Annotated in this window: 6 protein-coding genes; all 6 read left to right on the top strand. The window is 60.5% G+C overall.

Going from position 1 to position 25,975, the window contains the following annotated elements; all coding sequences use genetic code 11:
- The first annotated feature begins 2 nt into the window (after positions 1 to 2).
- From NI000_RS31310 to NI000_RS31285, 6 genes are read left to right on the top strand one after another with little or no spacing between them, the layout of a single operon-like run.
- Entirely contained in the window at positions 3 to 4,802 is a 4,800-nt protein-coding gene (locus tag NI000_RS31310; protein WP_253415275.1) for an SDR family NAD(P)-dependent oxidoreductase, read from the top strand.
- Complete coding sequence (locus tag NI000_RS31305; protein ID WP_253415274.1) at positions 4,784 to 11,656, top strand: non-ribosomal peptide synthetase; 6,873 nt, start codon at positions 4,784 to 4,786, stop codon at positions 11,654 to 11,656. Before NI000_RS31310 ends, NI000_RS31305 begins: the two co-directional genes overlap by 19 nt.
- A 19-nt stretch (positions 11,657 to 11,675) precedes the next feature.
- Positions 11,676 to 14,891: a non-ribosomal peptide synthetase gene (locus tag NI000_RS31300; protein ID WP_253415273.1), complete on the top strand. Its 3,216-nt coding sequence runs from the start codon at positions 11,676 to 11,678 to the stop codon at positions 14,889 to 14,891.
- Positions 14,888 to 22,021 carry a type I polyketide synthase gene (locus NI000_RS31295; RefSeq protein WP_253415272.1) on the top strand — a complete coding sequence of 2,378 codons (7,134 nt, stop codon included), beginning with the start codon at positions 14,888 to 14,890 and terminating at the stop codon, positions 22,019 to 22,021. Before NI000_RS31300 ends, NI000_RS31295 begins: the two co-directional genes overlap by 4 nt.
- Entirely contained in the window at positions 22,018 to 22,758 is a 741-nt protein-coding gene (locus NI000_RS31290) for a thioesterase II family protein (RefSeq protein WP_253415271.1), read from the top strand. Before NI000_RS31295 ends, NI000_RS31290 begins: the two co-directional genes overlap by 4 nt.
- Positions 22,755 to 25,865 (top strand): efflux RND transporter permease subunit, encoded by a 3,111-nt coding sequence (locus NI000_RS31285; protein WP_253415270.1) that lies wholly within the window; start codon positions 22,755 to 22,757, stop codon positions 25,863 to 25,865. The genes NI000_RS31290 and NI000_RS31285 overlap by 4 nt, the downstream gene beginning before the upstream one ends.
- Positions 25,866 to 25,975: the final 110 nt, after the last annotated feature.

The raw sequence follows: 25,975 nt of genomic DNA, 5'->3' as shown, positions 1-25,975 counted from the left end.
TTGTGGAGCTGGTCAAGAAATATATACTATCCCAAGTCGCCAAGCAGCAGTTGTCCAAAGAAGAGGCCAAAACCCTGTTAATGGAGCTGACTTCTTCGGAAGTTACGATACATAAGGATATCGCGGTGATCGGATTGGCGGGCAGGTTTCCCAAAGCGGAAAACGCGGAAGCGTTCTGGAAGCTGCTGCGGGAAGGTATCAACTGCATTCGCGAATACCCTGCCCATCGGCTCAAGGATTTCGAAGCGATTTTGCAAAATCCGTATTATACGGAGTTCATGTTCGGCCGCGAAATTCAGCCTGCGGACATCCCTCACATCCATGTCAAGGCCGGCTATATGGACCACATCGATCATTTCGACGCGGATTTTTTCGGCATTCCCCGCTCCGAGGTGACGTACATGGACCCGAGCCAACGGATGGCGCTCGAGACCGCCTGGGAGGCGATGGAAGACGCCGGTTACGGCGGCGATACGATGATCGGCAGCCGGACCGGAGTCTATATCGGGAAGGATGGAACGAACTACTCCTACTACAGGCTGTGCTCCGCCCGCGACCCGATGCAGTTGACCGGATCGTGGGAAAGCCTGATCGCAAGCCGAATTTCGTATTTGTACGATTTCAAGGGCCCTTGCATGATCGTCGACACCGCTTGCTCGGCCGGCCTCATCAGCGTCCATATGGCGGCGCAGGCGCTGATAGCCGGCGAGTGCGACTACGCCATTGCCGGCGGCGTCAACCTGTTCACGACCGGCGAGCTGAAAGCCCGTTTCCTCGAAGGAGCGAACATGGGAAATGTCGAGTCCGACGACAGCTACATCCGCACGTTCGACGCGAAGGCGAACGGCACGGTCTGGGGCGAGGGCGTAGGTCTCGTCATGCTGAAGCCGCTGCAGCGGGCGCTGGAAGACGGGGACAACATCCGCGCGATCATTAAAGCGAGCGTCATCAATAACGACGGCTCCACGAACAGTCTGACGGCGCCGAGCCCGATCACCCAGGAGGAGGTTATTCATCAGGCCTGGGAAAAAGCGGGCATCCCGCCCGAGACGATCACGTATGTCGAAGCGCACGGCACAGGCACGGTCCTCGGCGACCCGATCGAGATCAAAGGGCTGACAAGTGCGTTCCGCCGTCATACGTCGCGCAAGCAGTTCTGCGCTATCGGCTCCCTGAAGACGAACATGGGGCATATGGTAGGAGCGTCCGGGGCCGCATCGCTCATCAAGGTGATCAAATCGATGGAGCACAAGGAGCTTGCACCGATCATCAATTTCCAAACTCCTAATCCATATATTAATTTCACGGACAGTCCGCTGTACGTGAACGACACCGCACGGCCTTGGGAGGTCGACGGCTTTCCGCGCCGCGCGGGCATCAGCTCCTTCGGCTTCAGCCGTACGAATTGCCACATGATCGTGGAGGAAGCGCCGTCTCTCGAGTCGGCGCCGGCCGGTCAGCCCCGTTACTGTCTGACGATCAGCGCCAAAAACGAACAGGCCTACCGCGACTACGTTCAAAAGTATGCGCGCCATCTGGAGGGAGACGGCTGGCATTTGGCCGATTTGTGCTACACGTCCAACGTCGGCCGCGGACACTACGAGTATCGCGCCGCGTTCGTGGCAAGCACGAAGGACGAGCTGCGCCGGCAGATAGCAGCGCTGGCCGCTCAAGAGGGCAGACCTGACGGCATCGGGCAGGTTTTCGTCGGCCACCACCACATCGTGAGCGAGAAAAGAACGCAGTTGGAGCCGGGCGAGCTTCGCATGCGGGAGCGCCAGCAGCTCAGCGAATCGGCGGCGGGCAAGCTGCGCGCCTACCTGGAGGGCGGCTCGTCGGAGCCGTCGCTGCTGGAGGAGGTTTGCCGTCTGTATGCGGAAGGCGCCGATATCGACTGGAAGCTGTTCTACGGTGGCGAGAAACGCCGTAGGGTTCCGGCTCCGGTCTATCCGATGCAGCGTACCCGGTACTGGGCCGCTCCCAAAATCACAAAGGTCCGCTCGCAAATGGCTAACGCCCTGCATCCGCTCGTGGAAGAGCAGCTTCCGGCCGGGACTGAGGGAGAGACGGTGTATGAAACGAAGTTCCGCATCGACCGGCACTGGGTGCTGTCGGATCACCGCATCAGCCAACGGGCCGTACTGCCCGGCACCACTTATCTGGAGATGGCGAGATTCGCCGCCGCCAAAGCCTTCGGCCAGGACAGCGTCGAGCTGCGGGACGTCTACTTCCTCGTTCCAATGGTAGTCGAGGAGGGAGCGGAAGTGACGGCCCGGCTGACGCTTATCAAGTCCGGATCGGCGTACTCGTTCACGGTTTCCAGCCGCAATGACGAGGGTGACTGGCTTCCCCACGTCGAGGGCAAGCTGCTGCCCCTTGAAGGCGGGCCGGAGCAAGGCCCGATGGATTTGATGCTGCTCAAAAGCCGTGCGTCCGAGGTAATCGATCCGTTCGTCGGCGAAACCGACACAGGCGTCTTCCAGTTCGGGCCGCACTGGGACACGGTGCGCGCCGTATGGCAGTTTGGCTCGGAGACGTTGGCCCGCCTGCAGCTGAACGCTCCGCTGCAGCCGGAGCTAAGCGTGTTCAAGCTGCATCCTTCGGTGCTGGATAACGCTATGAACCTGCTCAGCCAAAGCACGGGAGCGACGTTCCTGCCGTTTACGTACAAGAAGTTCCGATTGTACGCACCGATGACAAGCGAGCTGTATTCCCATATCCGCGTGCACGACAACAAAGGCGGAAGCGGCGAAACGATCACCTACGACGTCGATCTTCTGGACGGCGAAGGCCGTGTGTTGGCGCAAATTAGCGGATATACCATCAAAAAGGTGCACGACGTCGCCATGCTCGGCAGCGGCAGCGTGCCGGGCGAATGCATGCAGATGTGCTGGGTGCCCCGGGAAACGCCGGATACGGAAGCGGCTGCGTTACAGCCGGGCGCAGGCCCATGGGCACTCGTCGCTACGGCCGGCTCCCGCGCCGAGGAGCTGGCAGGCGCCATGAATGCTGCCGGCATGCGCGTGCTTTCCTTTTACTTGGAAGCCGCAACCGGGACGGAAGGGTCAGCCGTCTACACTCCGGATGAGGCCGGCCTGGACGCCTTGCTGGCCGCAGCGGAGCAGCAGGGCGCGCAAGGTATCCTATTTGCTGCTGACTATACCGCCGAAGCCGAACCGTTTGCCCGGCTCGCGCTCTCGGATGAAGCGTTTCGCGCAAGACGCGAACTCGGGGTGGACGCCTTGTTCAAGCTGTGCAAAGTGCTCTTGGCCCGCAAATCGAAATGGCCGGACGGGCTGAAGGTGCTGGTACGCCATGCGTGGGCGGTGAGTGGAGACGAGAACGGTTTGTCGCCGCTCTCGACAGCGACTGCGGCGCTGGCCCGGGTCATCGGGCAAGAATACCGGCACTTGAAGGTCGACGTCGTCGATGCGTCGGAGCATGTTCCGACGGCCGCTGTTGTAGAGGAATGCTTCGGATTCGGCGGCCCCTTTTTCCGTGCCTTCCGTCCGGCGGGCGTATTCGTGGAAGAGCTGCGCCCTCACCGGATATCCGGGATGGAGAAGCTGGCGCTGGATACGGAAGGAGTCTATGTCATTACAGGCGGTCTGGGAGGCTTGGGCTTGTCCGTTGCCGGACGTCTGGCCGACAAGGGCATGGCGAAGGTCGTGCTGCTCGGCCGGAGCCGGCTGGCTTCCCCGGAGGAATGGGAGGAGCTGGCGGCTTCCGGACAAGCCGTGTACCGCTCGTTGACGGAGCTTAAGCCGCGGCTGGCCAGCCTCGAATATGTATCGGTAGACGTTGCCGACGGTCCGTCGGTCGAGCGTCTGGGTGAAGCATTGAAGTCGCGCTACGGACGAATTGCCGGCGTGTTCCATGCGGCAGGGGTAGCCGGCGAAGGCTTCCTGATGTTCAAGGAGGAGCATCGTTTTCAGGACGTTACCAGGCCAAAGCTGGAGGGCTCCCTTCATCTGCTGCGCCTGCTTTCGGAGGGCGGCACCGGATTCCTTGCTCTCTTCTCTTCGATTGCCGCCATCACGGGCGGAGAAGGACAGGGCGATTACAGCGCCGCCAACGCCTTCCTCGATACGTTCGCGGAGGCGGGCCGGCATGCGGGAAGCCGGGTAATTTCGATCAATTGGCCGAGCTGGAAGGAAGTGGGGATGTCGGTCGACTTCGACGTCGACGAAGAGAACAACCTGTTCCGCCCGCTTGCGGTGGCTGACGCTCTCGATTGGCTTGAATGGCTGATCGTGAATCCGCAAGGGCGCATCGTCCCCGGCGCATTGAACAAAGCCGCCGCCATCGGGCTCGCCGACGAGATACCTTTCCGCCTCGCACCGGAATTCCGCGCGTCGGCCTCAAGGGCAGACATCGCTGCGGGCGGGCTGAACGCGCTGGACGTCCGCATCAAGGGCTGCGCGGATCCGACGGATACGCAGCGCATCTTGGGCGCGATTTATGCGGCTGTGCTCGGACTCGGCGAAATCGATATTTTTGCCAGCTTCCAGGATATGGGCGGCAATTCGCTGATGGCTACCCAATTGCTGAAGCTGATAGACGAGCAATTTCCGGGAACCGTCGACATCTCCGATCTGTTCTCGTACCCTTCGGTCGACGATCTGGCGGCGTTCATCGACAGCAAGCGCCCGGCGGCAGCCGCTGCGGCGAATGAGGAGCCGTCGGAAGCTTCGGTGGAACGCGAGCTGATGGAGCTTGTCGAGAAGGAGCTGGAAGGCACCGAGTTTCTGGAGCTGTTCAAGAGCGAAACGGGAGGTAAACGATGGCAGACGAAGCCATGACGATCAAAAAAGAGCTTGTCCGTTATTTGCTCGACCGGGTGAAGCGAAAAGAGCTGGACCCGGAGCAGGCCGTGGCCTTCATCAAGGAGCTGCAGAAAAGCGCAGCGGGCGAGCCTGAGCCTATCGCCGTAGTAGGCTTGTCCTGCCGCTTCCCCGGCGCTGAGGATACAGAGCAGTTCTGGAACAATCTGATCGAAGGCCGGCAATCCATCAGCTCCTTCCCTGTGAACCGGCTGGAGGATTTTAAGCGGATCAGCGACTATTCCGGGGAGCTGCGAAAGGGCGGTTTTCTCAAGTCGGTCGACTATTTCGACGCGGAGTATTTTAACATCCCTCCGCGCACGGCGATGCATATGGACCCTTATCATCGTCTGCTGCTCGAGGTGTTCGTCGAGAGCATCGAGGATGCCGGCTATCACCGGGGCCAGGTGCAGGGACGGAACATCGGTATATTCGTAGGCAACGATCACACCCATCGGATGCACGATTCCTACCTTACGTACCTGGAGGAGGAAGATTTTACGACGAGCATCGGCTCTTGGACGGGGGTGCTGGCCAGCCGGCTATCCTACTTATTGAATCTCAGAGGACCGGCTTTTGTCGTCGACAGCGGTTGTTCCTCCGCCTTGGTGGCGCTGGACGCCGCCATGAAGGCCATCCGGCAGGGCGACTGCGAAGCCGCCCTCGTCGGAGGCGTGAACATTACGTTCGACCCGGTTTTTTTTCCTAACGAAACCCAGTCCGGCGACTACACCGTCCGCGCGTTCGACCGGGATGCCAACGGCACCGTATGGAGCGAAGGCGTGGCGGCCGTCTACGTCAAGCCGCTGTCCAAGGCGGTAGCCGACCGCGACGAGGTATACGGAATCATTCGCGGCATGGCGGTGAACAACGACGGAAAATCCAACGGCTTGACCGCCCCAAGCGCCCGCGCACAGCAGGAGGTGCTGCTGAAGGCGTGGGAGCGGGCCGGCATTCACCCGGAAACGATCTCCTACATCGAAACGCACGGGACCGGCACAAGTTTGGGCGACCCGATCGAAATCAAGGGCCTGGCCGGGGCCTTCGCCAAGCATAGCGACAAGCGCCAGTTCTGCGCTATCGGCTCCATCAAGACGAATATCGGACATACGGTCGGCGTGGCCGGGCTTGCCTCCTTGATCAAGGTCATGCTGTCCCTGAAGGAGCGCATGCTTCCTCCGAGCCTTAACTTTACGATTCCGAATCCGCTGATCGATTTTGCGGGCAGTCCTGTATACGTGCAGGACCGGTTGGCGGCATGGGAGCCTGCCGGCGAAGCTCCGCTGCGCGCGGGAATCAGCTCCTTCAGCTTGTCGGGAACGAACTGCCACCTTGTCGTGGAGGAAGCGCCGCCGATACACCGTTCCGCCGAAGCGGCGACCGGGTGGATCTACCCACTGTCCGGCTATTCGCCGGAGCTGCTAGGCAAGTCCGTCCTGCGTCATCTGCAATTTTTGCGGCGGCATCCCGAGCTGCGGCTGCAGGATGCGTGCTTTACCGCGTCTGCGGGCCGCGAGCATTTGCCGGTGCGGGCTGCGGTATGGTGCCGCGATACCAGCGGACTGATCGCCGGTCTGGAGGCGCTGCACGAAGCGCTGATCGCAGCAGGGAGATCGTTCGGCGTACAAGAAGGCGACCAATATACACTCTGGCTCGCAGACGCCGCCATGCCGGGGGTCAAAGAGGAAACGCCGCAGGCGCACGCGGTACCGGCTGCCGCCGTACAAGCGCAGGTGCGCCAGCTCTCGGCCGTCGTGACGCAAGCGGACGCAGGGAGGAGGCTGGATGCCTGGAAGCAGTTGGCCGCTTTGTACGTTCAAGGGGCGGATATCGCCTTCGAGCCGCTTTTCGCGGGCAGCGACGTCCGCCGCTGCTCCTTGCCGCCTCATCTGTTCAACAACAAGCGCTATTGGGATGAAACACCTCGCATTCGGAAGCGGCAGGAGGAGGCAGGCGAGGTGGCAGAGGAAGAGCGCCCTCTGTGGGAACAAGCCTCGGCAGCCGGCTCCCGTTTGCCTGAAGGTTACGAAGCGGTCAGCGAGGCTGAGCGCTTCCTGGCTTGGGTATGGTCCGAGGCGCTCGGCTATCCGGTCATCAATCCCGGGGCGGATTTCTACAAGCTGGGAGGCGACTCCGTTAACGGGCTGAGAATCGTTCAGGTGCTGAACGAGGCGTTCACGCTGGATATTCCGATTTCGGTGCTGCTGGGAGCAGCGGATTTCTCCGAATTTGTCCGGCGCGTAGAGCGCGACTACGGCTTGTCCGAGGTATTGGCGCAGGCCAGACTGCATGCCGGCCGCCCAAGCCAGGCCGCACCGGAGCGGAAGGAGGACAAGTCGCCGATCCCGCTGACGCCCGCGCAAAACCGGATGTTCCTCACGACCCAATTGATGCCGCACTCGGTCGCATACAACGTGACCGGCGTGATGCGGCTGGAGCCGCACGAGGACGTAAACGAGGTCGAGCGTCTGATGCAGCGGTTGATCGAGCGTCACGACAGCTTGCGCACTTCCTTCCGAATGACGGATGGCGCCGCTGAGCAGGTGGTGCATCCGCGGGTGGATTTTGCGCTGGAACGGTGTGTATTGAAAACGCAAGAAGGGGTGTCCCGGATTCGGCATCTGCAGGAGGAGCTGAAACATTTCGTCCGTCCGTTCGACCTGGCCGAGGCGCCGTTGATGCGGGCAAGATGCTATCAATATGAAGACGGGGAAGCGTATCTGGCGATCGATCTTCACCATATCATTACGGACGGCAGCTCCATGGGCATGCTCTTCTCCGACTATATGGCGCTTGCCGAAGGGCAGACGCCTGCGCCTTTGCCGCTGTCGTACCGCGACGCCGTTCTGGCGTTAAGAAACCGGATGGAAGACGGTGCCATGCAGGAGCACCGGCGCTGGTGGCTGGAGCAGTTCGCAGACGGCATCCCTGTATTGAACATGCCTACGGACAAGCTGCGTCCCGGGACGAAGGACTACGTCGGCTCCCGGATTTTCCATACCTTGCCCGCCGGATTGACGGCTCAAGTCAAAACGATGGCCCAAAACGCCGGGGCTACCCTGTTTATGGTGATGATGGGCGTTTTCCATAATCTGCTGGCACGTCTTGGCGGGGACCGGGATATCGTGATCGGAACCCCGGTAGCCGGAAGACCGGGCATGGGCTTCCAGCCGTTGGTCGGCATGTTCGTCAATACGCTGCCGATCCGGACGCGGTCTGCCGACGAGGACAGCTTCATGGAATTTTTAGGCTCGCTAAAACGCATGGTCGCCCAAGCGTTCGACCATCAGGAATATCCGTTTGAAGCTTTGATCGACGATTTGAAGCCGGAGCGCCACCCCGGCCGCAATCCGCTGTTTGACGTTTATTTCGCGCTGCAAAATATCGAAATGGGCTTATCCGGACCTGCGGATCGGATGGTCCCCTTCGATTCGGGAAGCGCCAAGTTCGATTTGACGGTCGTCGTCCGGGAAACGCCGGAGGGCCTGCTGATGGAATGGGAATATGCGTCAAGCCTGTATATGCCGGAAACGATCGAACGACTGGCGCGCCGCTATGAGCGAATGCTCGCCGCCGTGGTCGACAATCCGCTGCAATCCTTAGGCGAGCTGGACTTGATGCTGGAAGGCGAGCGTTCGCGGCTTCTGACGGAATGGAACGATACCCGTACGCCGTACCCCGGCAACAAGGGGATTGTGCCGCTTTTTGAGGAGTGGGCGGGCATCCGCGGCAAGGAAGCCGCGCTTCGGATGGACGGGCAGACGCTCAGCTACGAGGAATTAAATTCGCGGGCTAACCGCATTGCCCGGGCCATTCTGAACAGCGGGACCGAAAGCGGCTCGGCCGTCGCCTTGCTGCTGCAGCGGTCCTTCGATATGATCGCAGCGATTTTGGGCGTTCTAAAAGCGGGCTGCCATTATGTGCCGCTTGACGCGGAGAATCCTTCGGCAAGGCTGCTGACCGTCATCGAGAGCAGCGGGGCGAAGCTGCTGGTGACGCACCCGGCGGCGGAATGGGAAGGCGTGGCGGCGGACATGCCGGAGCTTGCGGTCTTGGACCTGAGCAGGCTCGATCCCGGGATCCCGGATCACAATCTCGATCTTGCCTACTCGGGAAACGACCTTGCCTATGTCATGTTTACGTCGGGTTCGACCGGCATACCCAAGGGGACGCTGATTCGTCAAAAAAGCGTGATCCGGATCGTGCATAACAACAATTTCGTCACCTTCTCTCCCGAGGATGTGCTGCTGCAGCTGTCCAACTATTCCTTCGACGGATCGGTAATCGACATTTTCGGCGCCATGACGAACGGCGCTTGTCTGGTGCTGCTGCACAAGCGCGAGGTGATCGATACGGCCGCGCTGGGACGCATCATTCGGGAGAACGGCGTGACCGCCTTTTTCATTACGACCTCCCTGTTCAACGCGCTGGTGGACGCGAATCCGGAATGCCTGGATAACGTAAGAGCGGTTATGTTCGGAGGCGAGGCCGCGTCGGTCCGACACGTGCGCAAGGCGTACGAGCGCATGGGCGGCGGACGCTTAATCAACGGCTACGGGCCTACGGAAACGACGGTGTTCGCCGTAACCTATACCGTCGATCAAATGCCCGAGGAGGATAGTCTTCCGATCGGGCGCGCCTTAGGGAATACTTCCCTGTATGTGCTGGATGACAAGCTGCGTTTGCAGCCGATCGGCGTTCCCGGGGAGCTGTATATCGGGGGCGACGGCTTGGCCGCAGGCTATCTGAATCATCCCGAGCTGACCGCCGAACGATTCGTGCCGAATCTGTATCGGCCCGGCGAAATGATGTACAAAACCGGAGACCTGGTCGTATGGAGCGAGGACGGGCTGCTCCGCTATAAAGGACGCCTCGATCAGCAAGTGAAGCTGCGCGGGTTCCGGATTGAGCCGGGCGAGATCGAAGCGGCGGCGAAAAAGCAGCCGGAGGTGCGCGAAGCCCATGCGGGCATCGTCGACCCGGGCGATCAGGGCGGGCGCAATCTGTGCTTATGGATTGTTCCGAACGGCGATGCCGTGGCCTTCGACACGCATGCCTTGCGCGAGAAGCTCGCCCGCGTGCTGCCGGATTACGCAGTCCCTGCGTTCATTCTGCCGCTGGAGTCGATGCCGCTGAACAAGAACGGCAAAATCGACGTTTCACGCTTGCCTGCGCCGGTCTATACGGCACAAGGAGAAAGGCTGGAGCCGCGCAATGAACGAGAAGCGCTGCTTGCCGATATTTGGTCGCAGGTGCTTGGCATCGAACGGCCAGGCATCAACGACAACTTTTTCTCGCTGGGCGGGGACTCGATTAAAGCGATTCAGGTGACGGCGCGGCTTCAGGGCTCGGGGTATTCGCTGGAAACGGCCGAGATCTTCCAATACTTGACCATCGAGACGCTGGCGCCTCGACTCAAGACCGAGCAGGCTCCGCAGGCGGAGCAGGGAGAGGTGACGGGAGTCTGCTTGCCGGACGCGATCCAGACCTGGTTTTTGCGTACCGGCGGCCATGAACATGACTCCGTGCGTTTTAACCAAGCGATGCTGATTCGCGGGAAAGGCGGATGGAACGGCGACCGCCTGGAAGCGGCGCTCCACCGCTTGTGCCATCACCACGACGCGCTGCGGCTAACCTTGTCTGCGGATGGCGGGCTGCGCCTTAGAGCATCGTCCGATGACAATCTGTTCTATGTGACGGATCTGCCTGCCGGCTTGAGCGAAGAAGCGCTTGAGGAATATATGATCGAAGTGCAGAGCCGCATCCGCCTGCAGGGCGGCCCGCTGGTGGCGGCGGCCGCAGGGAGCGGCTCCGACGGATGGACGCTGTTTATCGCCATCCATCACATCGCCGTGGACGTGGTGTCTTGGGGCGTGCTCCTGGAGGACCTGACGGTCTGCATGGCAGACCCTGAGGCGGCGCTGCCTCCCAAGACGACGTCATTCGCGGCTTGGACGCAGGCGCTAGCCGAATGGGTCCGTACTGGCGGCGCACGGGATGAGCTGCCTTATTGGCGCAGCTTGGCCGAGGAGGCTCGGGCGCTACCGCTTCTTTTCCCGCCAGCGAAAACCGTGCGCCTGGATACGGTCAGAACGGTGCATTGGATCGGCGGGGAAGTCGGACAGGCGCTGTGCGGCGAAGCAAACCGCGCTTATCATACCGAGACGGTCCATTTGCTGCTCTGCGTCCTGAGCCGCGCGCTGGGCGAATGGAGACAAACGCCGACCGTGCTCGTCCAGCTTGAGGGACACGGCCGCGAGCGATTCGCGCCGGGCCTGGACGTAAGCCGTACGGCAGGCTGGTTTACAAGCACGTTCCCGGTCCTGCTGAACGCAGGCGGCGAACCGGCAGACGCTGTCGTTGCGGTAAAGGAAGCGGTTCGCGGCGTGCCGCGACGGGGCTTCGGCTACGGCGCTCTCCGCTGGCTGGATACTGGGCTGGAGCCGCAAGACAGGGCCATGCTGGAGAGCATTCGACCGTCGATCAGCTTCAATTATTTGGGCCTTCAGGGCGAAGCGGACGACGCGGAGGTGCGGACCGAGGCGCTGCCGGCCGAAATCACGGTCGATGAGGATTTCGCATCCGAGTGGGCGATGGATATCGTCTCGGCCCAGGTCGGCTCCGCGATACGCCTGGAAATCCGTTACCCCCGCGCCATGTTCGGCGATGGGCAATTCGCCGAACTCGGCTCCTTGCTGGACGCAGCCGCCCGCGAGGTGGCGACCTTCTGCTTAGGCAAAACCGGCGGCGAGAAAACAGCCTCCGATTTCACAGTAACTCCGCTGAAGCAAGAGGAATTGGAAAATATACTCGACGACTTGATCATCGGGTAGTCGACAAAGGAGCTGTACGATGATTCGCAAAGAAAACATCCAGGATATATACGGCTTGTCCTCCATGCAGAAAAGCATGCTGGTTCATCATGCGCTGGATGCGTCGTCTTCGGCTTATGTAGAGCAGTTTGATTTTCATATCGCCGGGGACGTCAGCCCCGGCCGCATGGAATGGGCATTGGCCAGACTCTCGGATCGGTACGACATCCTTCGAACGGTGTTTTCCTACCGGAAGACCGACCTCCCGCGGCAAGTCGTCCTGAAATCCTGGGAGCCGGCATTAACCGTCTGCGACTTCCGGGAGAACGCTTCGCCGGAGGAAGCGGTGGAAGCTTTCAAGGAATCGGATCGCGAGCGCGGCTTCGACCTGAGCCAGGACGTGCTGCTCCGCGGGGCACTGCTGCGAACGGGGGAGCGGAGATGGCGGTTTATCTTCACCTTCCATCACATTTTGATGGACGGATGGTCGCTTGGCCCGCTGTTTCAAGAATTGTTCGGCCTGTACGAGGCGGCGGTCCGGCAAGACAGCTATACGCCGACTCGCGAAGCATACCCTTACCGCGAATACATTCGCTGGCTGGAGGGCCAAAGCGAGGAGCAAGCCCTTGCCTACTGGGAGCAAGCTCTCGCCGGTTACGAGAAGCCGATAGCGATCCCCGCCTTCGGCGGAGGCGGTCCTTACCGCCATGCCACTCACAGCTTCAAGCTATCCAAGTCGCTTGTAGAGCGGCTTAACGGACTCGCCCGGTCGCGGCAATTGACGGTGAACACTTTGTTTCAGAGCGCTTGGGGCCTTCTTTTGCAAAAATACAACTACACCCGCGACGCCGTATTCGGCAGCGTCGTATCCGGCCGTCCTCCCCAACTGCCTGGGGTGGAATCGATGGTCGGTCTGTTCATCAATACCCAGCCGCTGCGGGTACGCGCCGAACAAGGGGAAAGCTTCGCCTCGCTGTGCGCCAACGTGCAGAAGGCAAGCTTCGCGTCCGTGCCTTACGAATATTGCCCGTTATTCGACATACAAAGTCGCAGCCGATTGAAAAACAAGCTGCTGGACCACGTCGTCGCCTTCGAGAATTACCCGCTTGCCGAGCGTCTGCGGGATCTGGCCTCGCAATCGGGCGAATCCTTGACGTTCGAGGACGTGCAAGTTTTCGAGCGCACGAATTACGATTTTCACGTTGTCGTCAATCCGGGCGAGACGTTCGCCGTGCATTTCTCCTTCAACGAGGCGGTGTACGCGAAGCAAACGATGGAAGGGCTGGAGCGCAGCCTGACGACTTTGCTCGAAGCTGCCTGCGAACGGCCTGACGCTTCCGTAGACGAACTGAGCCTGTGCTCGCGTGAGGATCGGACGGTCGTGGTCGACAGCTTCAACGCCACCCGCCGGCCATATCCGGCCGATTCCACCGTCGACGGCGCATTCCGGGAAGTCGCCGCCCGCCGGGGAGAGGAAACCGCTTTGCTGTGGCGCGATACGAGCTACACCTATGACCGATTGAACGCATGGTCCGACCGGCTGGCGGCGAAGCTGCAGGCGCAGGGAGTGAGACCGGGCTCGGTCGTCGGGCTCATGACCACCCGTTGTCCCGAAATGGTTGCAGGGATGCTGGGCATTCTGAAGGCCGGGTCTAGTTATGTGCCGCTGGACCTGTTGAACTCGCCGGAGCGGCTCGCCTTTATGATGGAGGACGCCGGCATCGAGGTGCTGTACACCCGGTCGGATTTGGCGGCCAAGGCTCCGTCCGGCTCGAACGTGCTCCTTCTGGAGGAGTCCGGCCATCCGGGCGAGGCGCAGCCGGCTGCCTCTGTTCACGACGCCAGGGGCACCGCCTACCTGATGTATACCTCCGGCTCGACCGGTCGGCCCAAGGGCTGTCTCGTGACGCACCGCAATATTCTTCGCCTTGTGTTCGGACCGGATTTTATCGATTTCGGCCCGCACCAGGTTATTCTTCAGACCGGCTCCCCGGCTTTCGACGCGAGCACGTTCGAAATTTGGGGCGCGCTGCTGCACGGCGGCATTCTGGCGCTTGCCGACGAAGAGCACATTCTCGACCCCGGCCGTCTGAAGGCGCTGCTTGAGCGCCAGTCCGTCAGCAGCATGTGGCTGACCGCTGCCTTGTTCAACAAGCTTTGTGATCAGGACCCGGCCATGTTCCGGTCGCTCAAGAACTTGATTGTCGGCGGCGACGTACTATCCGTCCGCCATATTCGCCGGGCGATGGAGGCTAACCCGGGGCTGCGGATCGTCAACGGCTACGGCCCGACGGAGAATACGACCTTCTCGACGACTCACGTCGTGACGGAGGCCGATCTGGAATCCGGACGAATTCCGGTCGGCCGTCCGCTGGCCAATTCGACCGCCTATATCGTCGATCATGGACTTCAGCCGGTGCCTGTCGGGGCGCTTGGCGAGCTGTGCGTCGGTGGCGACGGCATCGCCTCTGGCTATCACAACCGTCCGGAGCTGACGGAAGAGTGCTTCCTGGACGATCCGTTCGTGCCCGGCGGACGACTGTACCGGACCGGTGATCTTGCCCGCTGGCTGCCGGACGGAACGATCGATTTTGTCGGGAGAACCGACTTTCAGGTAAAAATTCGCGGGTACCGCGTCGAACTGGGCGAGATCGAACGTACGATGTCGCTCCTGCCCGGCATCAAAGAGGTAACGGTGCAGGTAAGGGAAATTGGTGAGGACAAGCAGCTTTGCGCATACTTCACCTCCGAGGAAGAGCCGGATCAAGGGGCATGGAAAACGGTGCTGTCCTCCAAGCTTCCCGGCTACATGGTCCCGGCCTTTTTCACCCGGCTGGACGCCATGCCGCTCACCGTCAACGGCAAGGTGGACCGGCAGGCGCTGCCCGCGCCGGCGCCGATCGTCTCCTCGGCCGCTCCCCGCCACTTGAGCGGCGTCGAGAAGACGATCGCCGACATCTTCTCGTCGGTGCTGGGCGTGGAGGTGGTAGACACGGGCGACAACTTTTTTGAAATCGGGGTTAACTCCCTGAACTTGATTACGATCAACAACCGGCTGAAGCAAGCCTTCGACCGGGACATACCGCTTACGGTTTTGTTCGAGCATACCAGCATCGCCCGTCTGGCCGATTATTTGAAGGTACGGGAACCCCTCGGAACCCGCGGCGACGAGGAGCAGGACCGGGAGCTGGCAAGCGCCCGCAGCAAGCTGCTGAAAACCGGTTCCCTTATTCGAAAACTGGAGGATAGAGCATGAAGGTAAAGACGAACTACACGGGGCTCGAAATTGCCGTCGTCGGCATGTCGGGTCGTTTTCCGGGGGCCGATGACGTAGCTTCGTTTTGGAGCAACCTGACCGAAGGGGTCGAATCGATTTCGTTCTTTACGGATGAAGAGCTGCTCGCATCGGGTGTCGAGCCGGAGCTGCTGGCCAAGCCGAATTACGTTCGTGCCAAGGGCGTCTTCCCGCGACTTGAATATTTTGATGCCGAGTTCTTCAACTATACGCCGCGGGACGCCGCGATGATGGACCCGCAGGTCCGCGCGCTGCACGAGGAGGTGTACCACGCGCTGGAGGACGCGGGCTACGCATCGGAGCAGTACCGCGGCAGCATCGGCCTGTTCGTCGGCGCTTCCGGCAACTTCGTGTGGGAGCTCGAAACGATGAAGTCGACCGTCGACAGCGGCGGTCTGCAATTCGCCACCCTCCAATTGAACGACAAAGATTTCGCCGCTACGCGAATCGCCTACAGTCTTAATCTTCAAGGCCCTTGCGTTACCGTGCACTGCGCCTGCTCTACTTCGCTCTATGCCGTCGATATGGCTTGCCGCCACATTTTGACCGGCGCCTGCTCCATTGCGGTGGCCGGCGGCAGCGGGCTGACCCTGCCTCACCGCAAGGGCTACCTGTTCGAGGACGGCATGATCAATTCGCCTGACGGCCACTGCCGCCCGTTCGACCGGGACGCCAAAGGGACCGTCGAAGGCAACGGTACGGGCGTGGTCGTGCTGAAAAGCCTTGAGGACGCCATCCGCGACCGCGACCGCATCTACGCTGTCATTCGCGGCACCGGGGTGAACAACGACGGGAACCGCAAGGTCGGCTTTACGGCGCCGAGCGTTGAAGGCCAGGCGGAGGTCATCCGCCGTGCGCTGATGCTGTCGGATGTGCCGCCGGAAACGGTCAGCTACATCGAGGCGCACGGCACCGGCACGATTCTGGGGGACCCGATCGAGGTTGCCGGGTTGAAGAAGGCGTTCCAGTCCGTCCGTCCCGGTTCCTGCGGCATCGGCTCGCTGAAGTCGAACATCGGGCATTTGGACGTGGCCGCAGGCATCTCGTCGTTCATCAAGACCGTTCTTGCGCTCGACAACCGGATCATTCCGGCGAGCTTGAATTTTGAAGCGGTCAACCCGAATATCGATCTGGACAACAGCCCCTTCCGGATCGTATCCGAGACGGAGAACTGGCAGCGAAAGCCTGCACCTGACGAAGCGGATGCGTACCTTCCTTTGCGGGCAGGCGTCAGCTCCTTCGGCATCGGGGGTACGAACGTGCACGTGGTGCTTGAGGAGGCGCCCGAGCGGGAGCCGTCCGGAGCCGGTCGGGAGTGGAATGTGCTGTGCTTGTCTGCCCGCACCGATACCGCTCTGCGCCGCATGCAGGAAGCCTATATCGCGCATCTGGAGCGCCATCGCGGGAAGCTGGAGCCCGCCGATCTGGCGTGGAGCGCGCAGACCGGCAAAAGAAGCCTGCCGGAGCGCTTCTCCATCGCCTACCGCGGGCTGGACGACCTGGCTGAGGGCTTGAAGGCCGCGCTGGATGGCGTGCGTCCTCCGCGGGCACGCCGCACGACGGCTCCGTCCGCCAAGCCGGCCGTCTATTTTCTGTTCCCCGGACAAGGGTCGCAGTATCCGGGGATGGCCCGGGACCTGTACCGGACCGAGCCGGCGTTCCGCCGGGAGCTGGAGGCTTGCCTGAGGCTGGCCGAAGCGGAAGGCATGGGGGCGCTGCGCCGCGTGCTGTTGGAGCCTGAGGCGGGCGACGAAGAGACCATTCTGGAAACGGACATGGCGCAGCTGTCCTTGTTTGCAGTCGAGTACGCGCTGGCACGGCTGCTGATGTCATGGGGTATTCAGCCCAGCGGCATGATCGGACACAGCCTCGGCGAATATACGGCCGCTTGTCTGGCGGGAGTATTCTCGCTTGAGGACGGAATCCGCCTCGTGACCGCGCGAGGCCGTCTGATGAAATCGATGCCCCGCGGCTCCATGCTTGCCGTGAACGCATCCGCCGAAGCGGCAGGTCCGTACTTGACCGACGCGCTGTCTGTGGCCGCCATGAACAGCCCGAGTCAGTGCACCTTGTCCGGAAACGACGAGGCAATCGCCGAGGCGGAGAGCCGATTGGCGGCCGCGGGAATCCGAACGCGCAAGGTACGCACGTCCCATGCGTTTCATTCGGCCCTCATGGACGGCGCGTTGGCGCCTTTCGGCGAGCTGTGCGCCGGCATGAAACTGCAGGAGCCGGGGCTCCCGTACGTATCGAATCTGACCGGGGACTGGATCAAGCCCGAGGAAGCCGTCGATCCTTCGTATTACCCGCGGCATCTGCGGGGAAGCGTCCGATTCGAGCAAGGGCTGGCCGCGATCCTGGCCGATTCCCAGGCTTTGCTGTTGGAGGTCGGTCCCGGCCGCGTCCTGTCGACATTCGCGCGGCAGGCGCCAAGCGGGAATCCGCTCGGCGTCGTCGGAACGCTCCGCAATGCGCAGGAGGAGGAGCCGGACGATGCGTTTCTCGCGGAAAGGCTCGGCGAGCTGTGGAGTCTCGGCATTGCGCCGGATTGGAAGGCTTATTATCAGGGACAAGCGCGGAATCGTGTGACGCTTCCTTTATATCGATTTGACGAGACGGTATTCCCGCTCGGCAGGGGCGACTATAGCGAGCTGATGGCAGGTAATCAAGAAACGGCCGCAGCGGCTGCGGCACCTGCACCAATGCCGGCTGTGGCCGAGCGCGCGGGGCGCGCAGGCCGAATCGTGTGGGAATCCGCCTTCCTGCCGCCGGTCTCCCGTTCGGATCAGCCGAGAGCTTGTCTTGTGATGGCCGACGATGCCGTTTCGATTCGCCGTCTGCTCCAGAAGATGCCGAGATGGCGGAGTCTGCTGGTGGAAAGCGGGGCGAGCTATCATTTTAAAGGTACGCTTGGCTCCACCGTGCGCCCGGGGAGCGCGATCGATCTGTACCGTCTGATCCGTGATTTGCAGCATCAGGCGCTGCTTCCCGATACGATCGTGCTTGCCCGTTCGACGGGCAGCCGCACCGAAGCGGAGCTGAGGCTTCTGGTCCATGTATTGAAGTCCGAGCTGCGCGAAGCGCTGCCGGAGGTTGTCGTGCTCAGCCCCGTATCTCCGATCTCCAAAGCCGAGGGACTTGTGGCGCTCGTACGGAGCCTCCGCACGGAAATTCCCCGTCTGAGTCTTCGTCTGGTGGATGCCGGCGTACCGCTGTCGGGCAAGAGCGGAGCCGTGCGATGGGCGGGGATTCTCGAGCGGGAGCTCGGGTCCAGCGCTCATCCGTACCCTGCCGTCTGCTATTCGGGCGAGCAGCGCCTGGTGCCCAGGTTCAGGGATTTTCATGAGGCGGCGTGGAGCGGCGCGTCCCGATTCCAGGGCCGACATCTCATCGTATTGAGTCCGGAAGACCGCCTGCCGGCTCCGCTGGCGGCCGCCTTCGTGCAAGAGGGCGCACGCGTCAGCATTCTGCCTTACCGTCTGCAAGCGAATTCCTTTGATAAGGAGACGGTCCGGGCTCTGCTGCAGGAATTGAATGCGGAGCAGGAGCGGTATACTGGCCGCTTCGGCATAGAGGACTTGTCCGTTCCCCATCGGCTCATGGACGAGTACGCGGCACGTCTGTCCTACGATTTTGTACAGGAGCTGTTTTTACTGCCGCCGGGACGCTTGTTCGATACCGACGAATTTATGGAAGGCCTCGCTATCGTCGGCTCGCTGGGGAAATACGGGCATTATTTCCTCCATATGTTTGTCGAGGACGGTATTCTGGAGGCTAGGGGAGAGGGCCGTTACCAGGTAACCGACAAAGCGGGAGCTCTGCGCCATCCGGCGGACATCCGCGCCGACATCGGGCGGGCGACCCCTCTGTTCTCCGGTCAGCTGAACCTTCTGGAGCATTGCGTTCGCGGCTTCCGTCCCGCCTTGAAAGGAGAGGTCCCGGCGCTGGCCGTTCTATATCCGGGCGGCAATAACCAGATGATTTTGGACGCCTACAACGGCTCGGTGCAGGAGAAGGAAGACGAGTTGATTAAGGAAATGTTCTCCACGATGCTCACGCGCATCGCCGGCCGGAAGAAGCGAATCCGGATTTTGGAGGCGGGCGGCGGTTATGGGGCTATTCTGCGGCGCATTGCGCCATCGCTGAAAGATATGGAGATCGAGTACTATTTCACCGATGTAGGCAGCTCGTTCGTGGATTCGTTCCGGAAGTTCGCTTTGGAAGAGGATCTGCAGTTCATGCATTTCGGAGTGCTCGATATTACCCGCGATCCGGGGGAGCAGGGCTTCGAGCCGGCCTCCTTCGATCTGGTGTTCGCCTATAACGTCGTTCACGCCACGCACCGCTTGTCGGTCAGCCTCGGCAATATGCAGCGGCTGCTGAAGCCAGGCGGCCTGCTGTGCGTCCTCGAACGGACCCGGGTACGCCGCTATGTGGATCTGATCTGGGGCTTGGCCGATGGCTGGTGGCATTTCGACGAAGCCGAGCGGAAGCTGTCTCCGCTCGTATCCGTCGAAGAATGGCAAGGTCACTTCTCGGCGCTCGGTCTGGAGGAGGTTGCGGCCTACCCGGACAAGACCGGGCTGCGCGAACGGTTGGACGTAGGCATCATCATCGGCCAACGCGCAGCGGCCAAGCCGCCGGCCGATGCGAAGGCGTCCCCGGCTTGGCCGGAGGGAGTCCGCCGGCTTCGGACCGTAGCCGCGGCCGATGCATCCGCTCTGGAGCTTGCATTGGATGCCGCTTTGGCGGATCGGACGGATGTGGAAGATATTATGCTGTGGGACATTGCCGAGCCGGCTAAATTCCGCCGAGACTCGTTCGTTCCTGCCGTCGCCGAAGCGGCCAAGGCTGCGATTGCCGCCAATCGCGTAGCGGTGCGGGCAAGTGCCAGACAGAGCAAGCCGGCGATGATTATGTCCGCTCTCCCGGAGCCGGGAGACTGGGGACCCGATCTGACCGCTTGGGTGGCCGGGCATGAGGAGCTGGACGCCTCCGCCAATGTATACCGGATTTACCTGCCCCGGGAAGGCGTGCTTCGCACGGAGAGTGTTGTCCCGGTGCTGGAGACGATGCTGGAGTCCGGTGTGCGCCGCACGGCCATCGATGCCGGACATCATCCGTTGTTCGAGCCGGCGCTGCCCGCTGCGGTTTCCTCGGAGGAGAGCAAGGCTTCCAGACTGGAAGGGTTGGAAGCGACGATTGGCGAAGTCTGGAGCCGATTGCTCGGACGCGAGGAGATCGATCCGGATGCCGACTTTTTCGCGATCGGTGGCGATTCCTTCAAGCTGATCCAGATGACGATGGATTTGGAGCGCGAAGGCAGTAAGGTGCTCATGAACGAGGTGTACAAATATCCGACGATCCGCTCGTTAGCCCGCTATCTGGAGGAGGAGAGCAAGAAGGAGAACAAGGATATCGCGGAAGCGGCCGATCTTGTCGCGATCCTGGCGGATACGGCCGATCTTGGCTGCCATTATCGCATTGCGCAAGATGCGGAACGGAAAGAATCGCTGAATCTGCTGTTCGTGGACGAGTTGACGGCTGAAGGCGCGGACACGCTCCGCAAGCAGCTCCGGCAGCTTCGGGTGCCTGGCGAATTGCTGCCGCATTACATCCTGCCCTCATCCTTGTTCGAGTCGATGCCGGACGCCGTGACGCTGGAGGACCTGCATCGGCTCGGCGTGCTGAGCGATTCGGAACAATCGGTGCTGGAAAGCTTCGATAGCCGGATCGACGAAGCCCGGCGGCGGTTTAACGAAGCGATCCTGAATCAGCCTGTCGTCAGCCGCTACGGCTTGAGCAACGCGCAGCGGATGCATTTCCGCAGCGAGACTCGGCTGCAGATGTATTTGATCGAGTTTAACGATCTGGTCGACGAGCAGGTGCTGGAGCAGGCGTTCTGCGACGTCGTCGGCAGCCATGGCTTGCTGCGCAGTTGTCTGTACCGGACGATGTGGGAGTACCGCTGGAAGGAGCATGCGCCGCCCCAGCAGACGCCGCTTCCGCGGCTCGATCTATCCGGCTTGCCCGGGGAGTCGCAGTCCCGCGTCATGACGGAGCTCATTAAGCACGAGTGGAAGGCCGATTTCAAAAAGGCGGGCACGCCGATGTACCATGTCGTGCTCATCAAATATAACGAACGGCGCTACGACTTATTTTTCCAAATCGACCACTCCATCTTCGACGTCACGTCAGGCCAAATTATGCGCAGGCACATTTTGCAGCGGTACCGGGACTTGCAGAAGGGCGTTCGAAAGGCGATGGAGGCGTCCAGCAGCTATCAGGAATATCTTGAGCAGATTCGCCGCGGTCCGATCGGCATCGATGCAGACGGTCTGATCGCCGCCTTGGAGATTGACAAGTTCAACGGCTATTTGCGGCTGGCGCAGGAGAGAATGAAGGCCCGTCCGCAGGGAAGGATTCAGCAGGTGCGCTGCAAAATCGACCTGACGCCGTTCCAGTTCGACCACAACGACGACAACGGCACGTTCGAGCTGGTGCTGCAAATCTACATCCTTGTCGTATCGCGGCTGCTGGAAATCGACGGCGTTCCTTTCCTGCTGCTGTTCCAGAACCGAAGGTATCAAAGCAAAAGCTTCAACGACGTAGTCGGGCTCATCGTCGACGGCATTCCGATGGTGGTTCCGGTCGACCGGGCCGAACCGTCCCGCATGACGGACGTCATCCGGCAGCGCATGGAGCTTATCAACAAGCACAATATCAACTTCTTCAACCTGATATGGAACCTCCCTTCGCTGATGAACTGGTGGAAGCTGTTCTCCAAGATCAAGAGCGGCAAATCCTCCTTCTTCACTCCGCTGCTGATGAACTACGCCGGAAGCGCGGAAGCGGAGTATGGGAAGATCTGGGATTTCAGTCTGGAGCTGTTGGAGCAGGAAAATCAGGAGAAGCTCGATTACGCCGATTTCTACGGAGTGGCGAAGGTCGTCGGCCAAGAGCTTGATTTTCTGATTCTGTGCAAGTTCGAGCCGGACATAGAACGCGTACGTCAAATCGTGGAGGAGGAGACGGCGCATCTGCTCAAGGTTCGTATGGAGAAGAAAGAAACGGAGGCGGGGATGGGGTGAACAGGATCGACTTATATTGTATTCCATACGCAGGCGGATCGGGCCATGCCATATACGGCAAGTGGGCGGAGGAGCTGGACCCGCAGATCCATCTCCACCCTCTGGAATTGGCCGGGCACGGCCGGAGAATGGGGCAGGCGCTGGATGCCGGCGTCGCCACTGCGGTGGCGGACATGCTCCGCACGCTCCGTCCCAGGGTTGCTTTCCGTCCTTACGCTATCTACGGTCACAGCATGGGCACCGTCCTGGCCTATGAATTGGCGGCAGCCATCCGCGAGGCGGGTCTGCCCGAGCCCGTTGCTCTGTTTCTGTCGGGACGTCTGCCTCCGCATTACGTTTATGTAAATAACGAAATGCATCTTTTGCCGGACGAGGTCTTTATCGATAAAATCAAACGGCTGGGCGGAACGCCGCCCGAGCTGTTCGAATCGAAGGAACTGGTCAGGCTGTTCCTGCCCATTCTGCGCAACGATTACCGCATCATCGAGGAATACCAATGCAAGCTGCCTCCGGTACGGTTCGACGCGAATGTGGTCTTTCTGTACAGCGACGACGATCCGCTCGTGACGAAGCCTTACATTTATGAGTGGCAGCAATATACGGCGAGCGACTTCGAGGTGCACGAGTTCCGGGGCGGGCATTTCTTTCTGAACGAGCACTGGCGGGACATTTGCCAAGCGATCAACCGTAAGCTGTCGATCGTGCAGGAGCAGCCTGTGCGCGAGGTAAGCCCATGAGCGGTTGGACGAATTTTTCCATGAAGTACGTTTCGGCGGTATTCATCATCCTGGTGCTGCTGGTCGGCGGCGGCACCTATGCGGGAACGTCGCTCAAGATGGAGAGCCTGCCAAACATTTCGTTTCCGATTGTCGTTGTGCAGACGCGGTACCCGGCGCCGCCCAAGGACGTGCTGGATCAAGTTACGAAGCCGATCGAGAAGGAGCTAGCGAACGTGGAAGGCCTCAAAGGCATGACCTCCACCTCCAGCGATAACGTCTCCTCCATCGTGATTGAATTCGCGCAGGGCCGTAATATTAAAGAAGCGAAGCGCGACGTGGAAAGTCTGCTGCAGAACGTAAGCCTCCCGCAGGGAGCGGAACGGCCGAAGGCGATGACGACGGGCTTCGCGAACGACCCGGTCTACTACATGGCGATCTACGGCGAGAACGGGATGAGTCAGGCGGAGCTGGACCGGGAGTACGAGGATACGATCCTTCCCGCCTTCAACGCGCTCAAGGGCATCGATCACGTCGCTTCGATCGGCAATCATCAGGCGCAGCTCAACATCAAGCTGGATGCAAAAGCGCTGCTCGCCTCCGGCCTGACGCCCCAAGAGGTCGGCCAGAGCATCAAGGATGCACTCAAATCGAGCCCGGCGGGCAATGTGAAAATCAACGGCCAAAGCAAGATGGTCCGCGTGAGCGGCGACATCAATTCCGTCTACAATCTGGAGAAGCTGAACGTAACGACGCCGAAGGGCGATGTGCTGCCGCTCGGCAGACTGGCGACCGTCGAATCCGTCAGCGAATCGAAATTCATAGCGAGGCTTGACGGAAGACCGACGATCGCCGTTCACCTGTATAAGGCGAAAAACGCGAATGCAGTCCAGTTCGCAGAAGGAGCCGACAAGCTGATGGAGGGCTGGCAAAAGACGCTGCCGAACGTCAAGTTTCATACGGTGTACAATGCGGCCGTCGACATCAAGCTGTCCATCGAAGGCATGCTGAAGGAGGGCGCCATCGGCGCCTTGCTCGCTTCGGTCATGATTCTCTTCTTCCTGCGCAATGTGCGTATGACGCTGATTGTGCTCGTGTCGATCCCGTTATCGATTTTCATCACGCTGCTTGTCATGGCCCCGCTCGGCATTACGCTTAACATTATGACGCTGGGCGGCATCGCCATCTCCATCGGGCGCGTGGTCGACGATAGCATCGTCGTCATCGAGAACATCTACTCCCAACTCGTGCAGCGTCAGGAACGGAACGAGGACGTCATCAAGTACGCCACGAAACAGGTTGCTACGGCGATCACTTCCTCCACCATAACGACGGTCGGCGTGTTCGGGCCGATCGCGCTTGTGACCGATACCCTGGGGGAAATTTTCCGGCCGTTCGCGATCACGATTGTCGTCGCTCTGCTGGCTTCGCTGCTCGTGTCCGTGACGGTCATTCCGATGCTTGCCAAGCTGACGGTGCTCAAGCAGAAGCACATCGGCTCCGCCCATCACGGCACGGGACGGATGTCGGAGTGGTACCGGAGCTCGCTCGCATGGTCGCTCAGAAACCGGATCAAAACGCTGATTCTTACCGTTATGATCTTCGTCGTCTCGATTGTCACGACCGTGCCGTTTCTCGGGGCCAGCTTCATGCCGGAAAGCGCAGCGGACAAGCTCATCATGATCGATGTGAAAATGCCGCCGGAGACATCCTTCGAAACGCTCGACATCCAGATGAAGCAGATTGAGACCGCGATGTCCGAGGCGAAAAACGCCGACGGCGGGAAGACGTTCACCTACGTCGAAGCGCTGATCGGGTATTATTTGAACGCCGACGAGCGGACCGCGAACCGCGCGATGTTCTTCCTAAGAGCCGAAGAAGCGACCGACGCCAAGGCTGCCGTGAAGGAATGGAAGGAGAGAATCGCTTACGAGCTTCCGCAAAAATCTGTCGTGGACGGCACGGTGCTCGCCTTCGGTCCGCCAACGACAGGTCAGGATTTCGTATACAACCTGAAGGGCGAGGACCAAATCTATCTGGAGAAAGCGGCTGAGGAGATCAAGGAAAAGCTCAAGACGTACCCGGAGCTGACAGATATCAAGGATAGTCTTGGAGAGAAGAAGGAAGAAGTCGAGATCGCGGTCGATCAGGACAAAGCCCGGAAATACGGGCTCTCCTCGGCGCAAGTTCTGGGGATGGCCGCAGGCTGGATCGGCGTCGACAATCTCGGCGAATTCCGTTTCAACAATGAGATTTTCAAGACGACAATCGAGCTGAACGAGAAGGACAAGGACGCGATTGACAAAATCGGGCGGTTTATCCTGAAAACGCCGGCTGGGCCCGATATCGCGCTTCAAGATGTGGCGAAGGTGCGGCTGATCGATGCGCCTGCATCGATTCAGAGAGATATGCAGAAGCAGACGGTGACGATTACGGCGAAGGTCGATGTGAAGGACAAGGCAGGCGTCATTTCGAAGGTAACGAAGGATTTGAGCGCCATTGCGCTGCCACCCGGCGTTATCCACGAAGTAAAGGGCATTTCGGAGGATATCGAAGAAAGCTTCATGCAGCTGTTCCTGGCGATGGTCGCTTCCATCCTCATCGTCTATCTCATCATGGTCATCTCTTTCGGGAACGCAAGCGCTCCGTTCGCGATCCTGTTCTCGCTTCCGCTTGCTTTGATCGGCGGCTTCTATGGCTTGCTGGTGACAAAGGAAACGATCAATGTCACGTCGTTGATCGGATTTCTGATGCTGATCGGGATCGTAGTGACGAACGCGATCGTGCTGATCGACCGCGTACAGCAGCTTCGCGGGGAAGGGCACGAGATTCGCGAAGCGCTGCTGGAGGCCGGTGCGACGCGACTTAGGCCGATCATCATGACCGCAGGAGCGACGATGCTCGCGCTCTTGCCTCTGGGGCTCGGCTTCTCCAAAGGAGCGATCATGTCCAAGGGACTTGCCGTCGTCGTCATCGGCGGGCTGGCCACTTCGACGCTCCTTACGCTGGTCGTTGTGCCGGTGGTGTACGACATCATCGAGTCGTTGAAGCTAAGAATGAGCCGTCCGTTCCGCAAGAAAGAAACGGCGACGCTTCAAGCGAAGGGAACGACTTCGGTTCCCCGATAAGCGAAGCTTGCAAGCTGCGCCCTTTCGCTTCCGCAAGGAAGAAGGAAGGGCGCTGGTTCTGTCTCTTGTTTCCAAGGATAAGACAATAGAGCGCTTGGCTTCTGGTTATT

It is taken from the genome of Paenibacillus tyrphae (genome assembly GCF_024158745.1).
Taxonomy (GTDB): Bacteria; Bacillota; Bacilli; order Paenibacillales; family NBRC-103111; genus Paenibacillus_G; species Paenibacillus_G tyrfis_A.
Note: the sequence above shows the minus strand (reverse complement) of the source record. Positions and strands in the feature narration are given on the sequence as shown.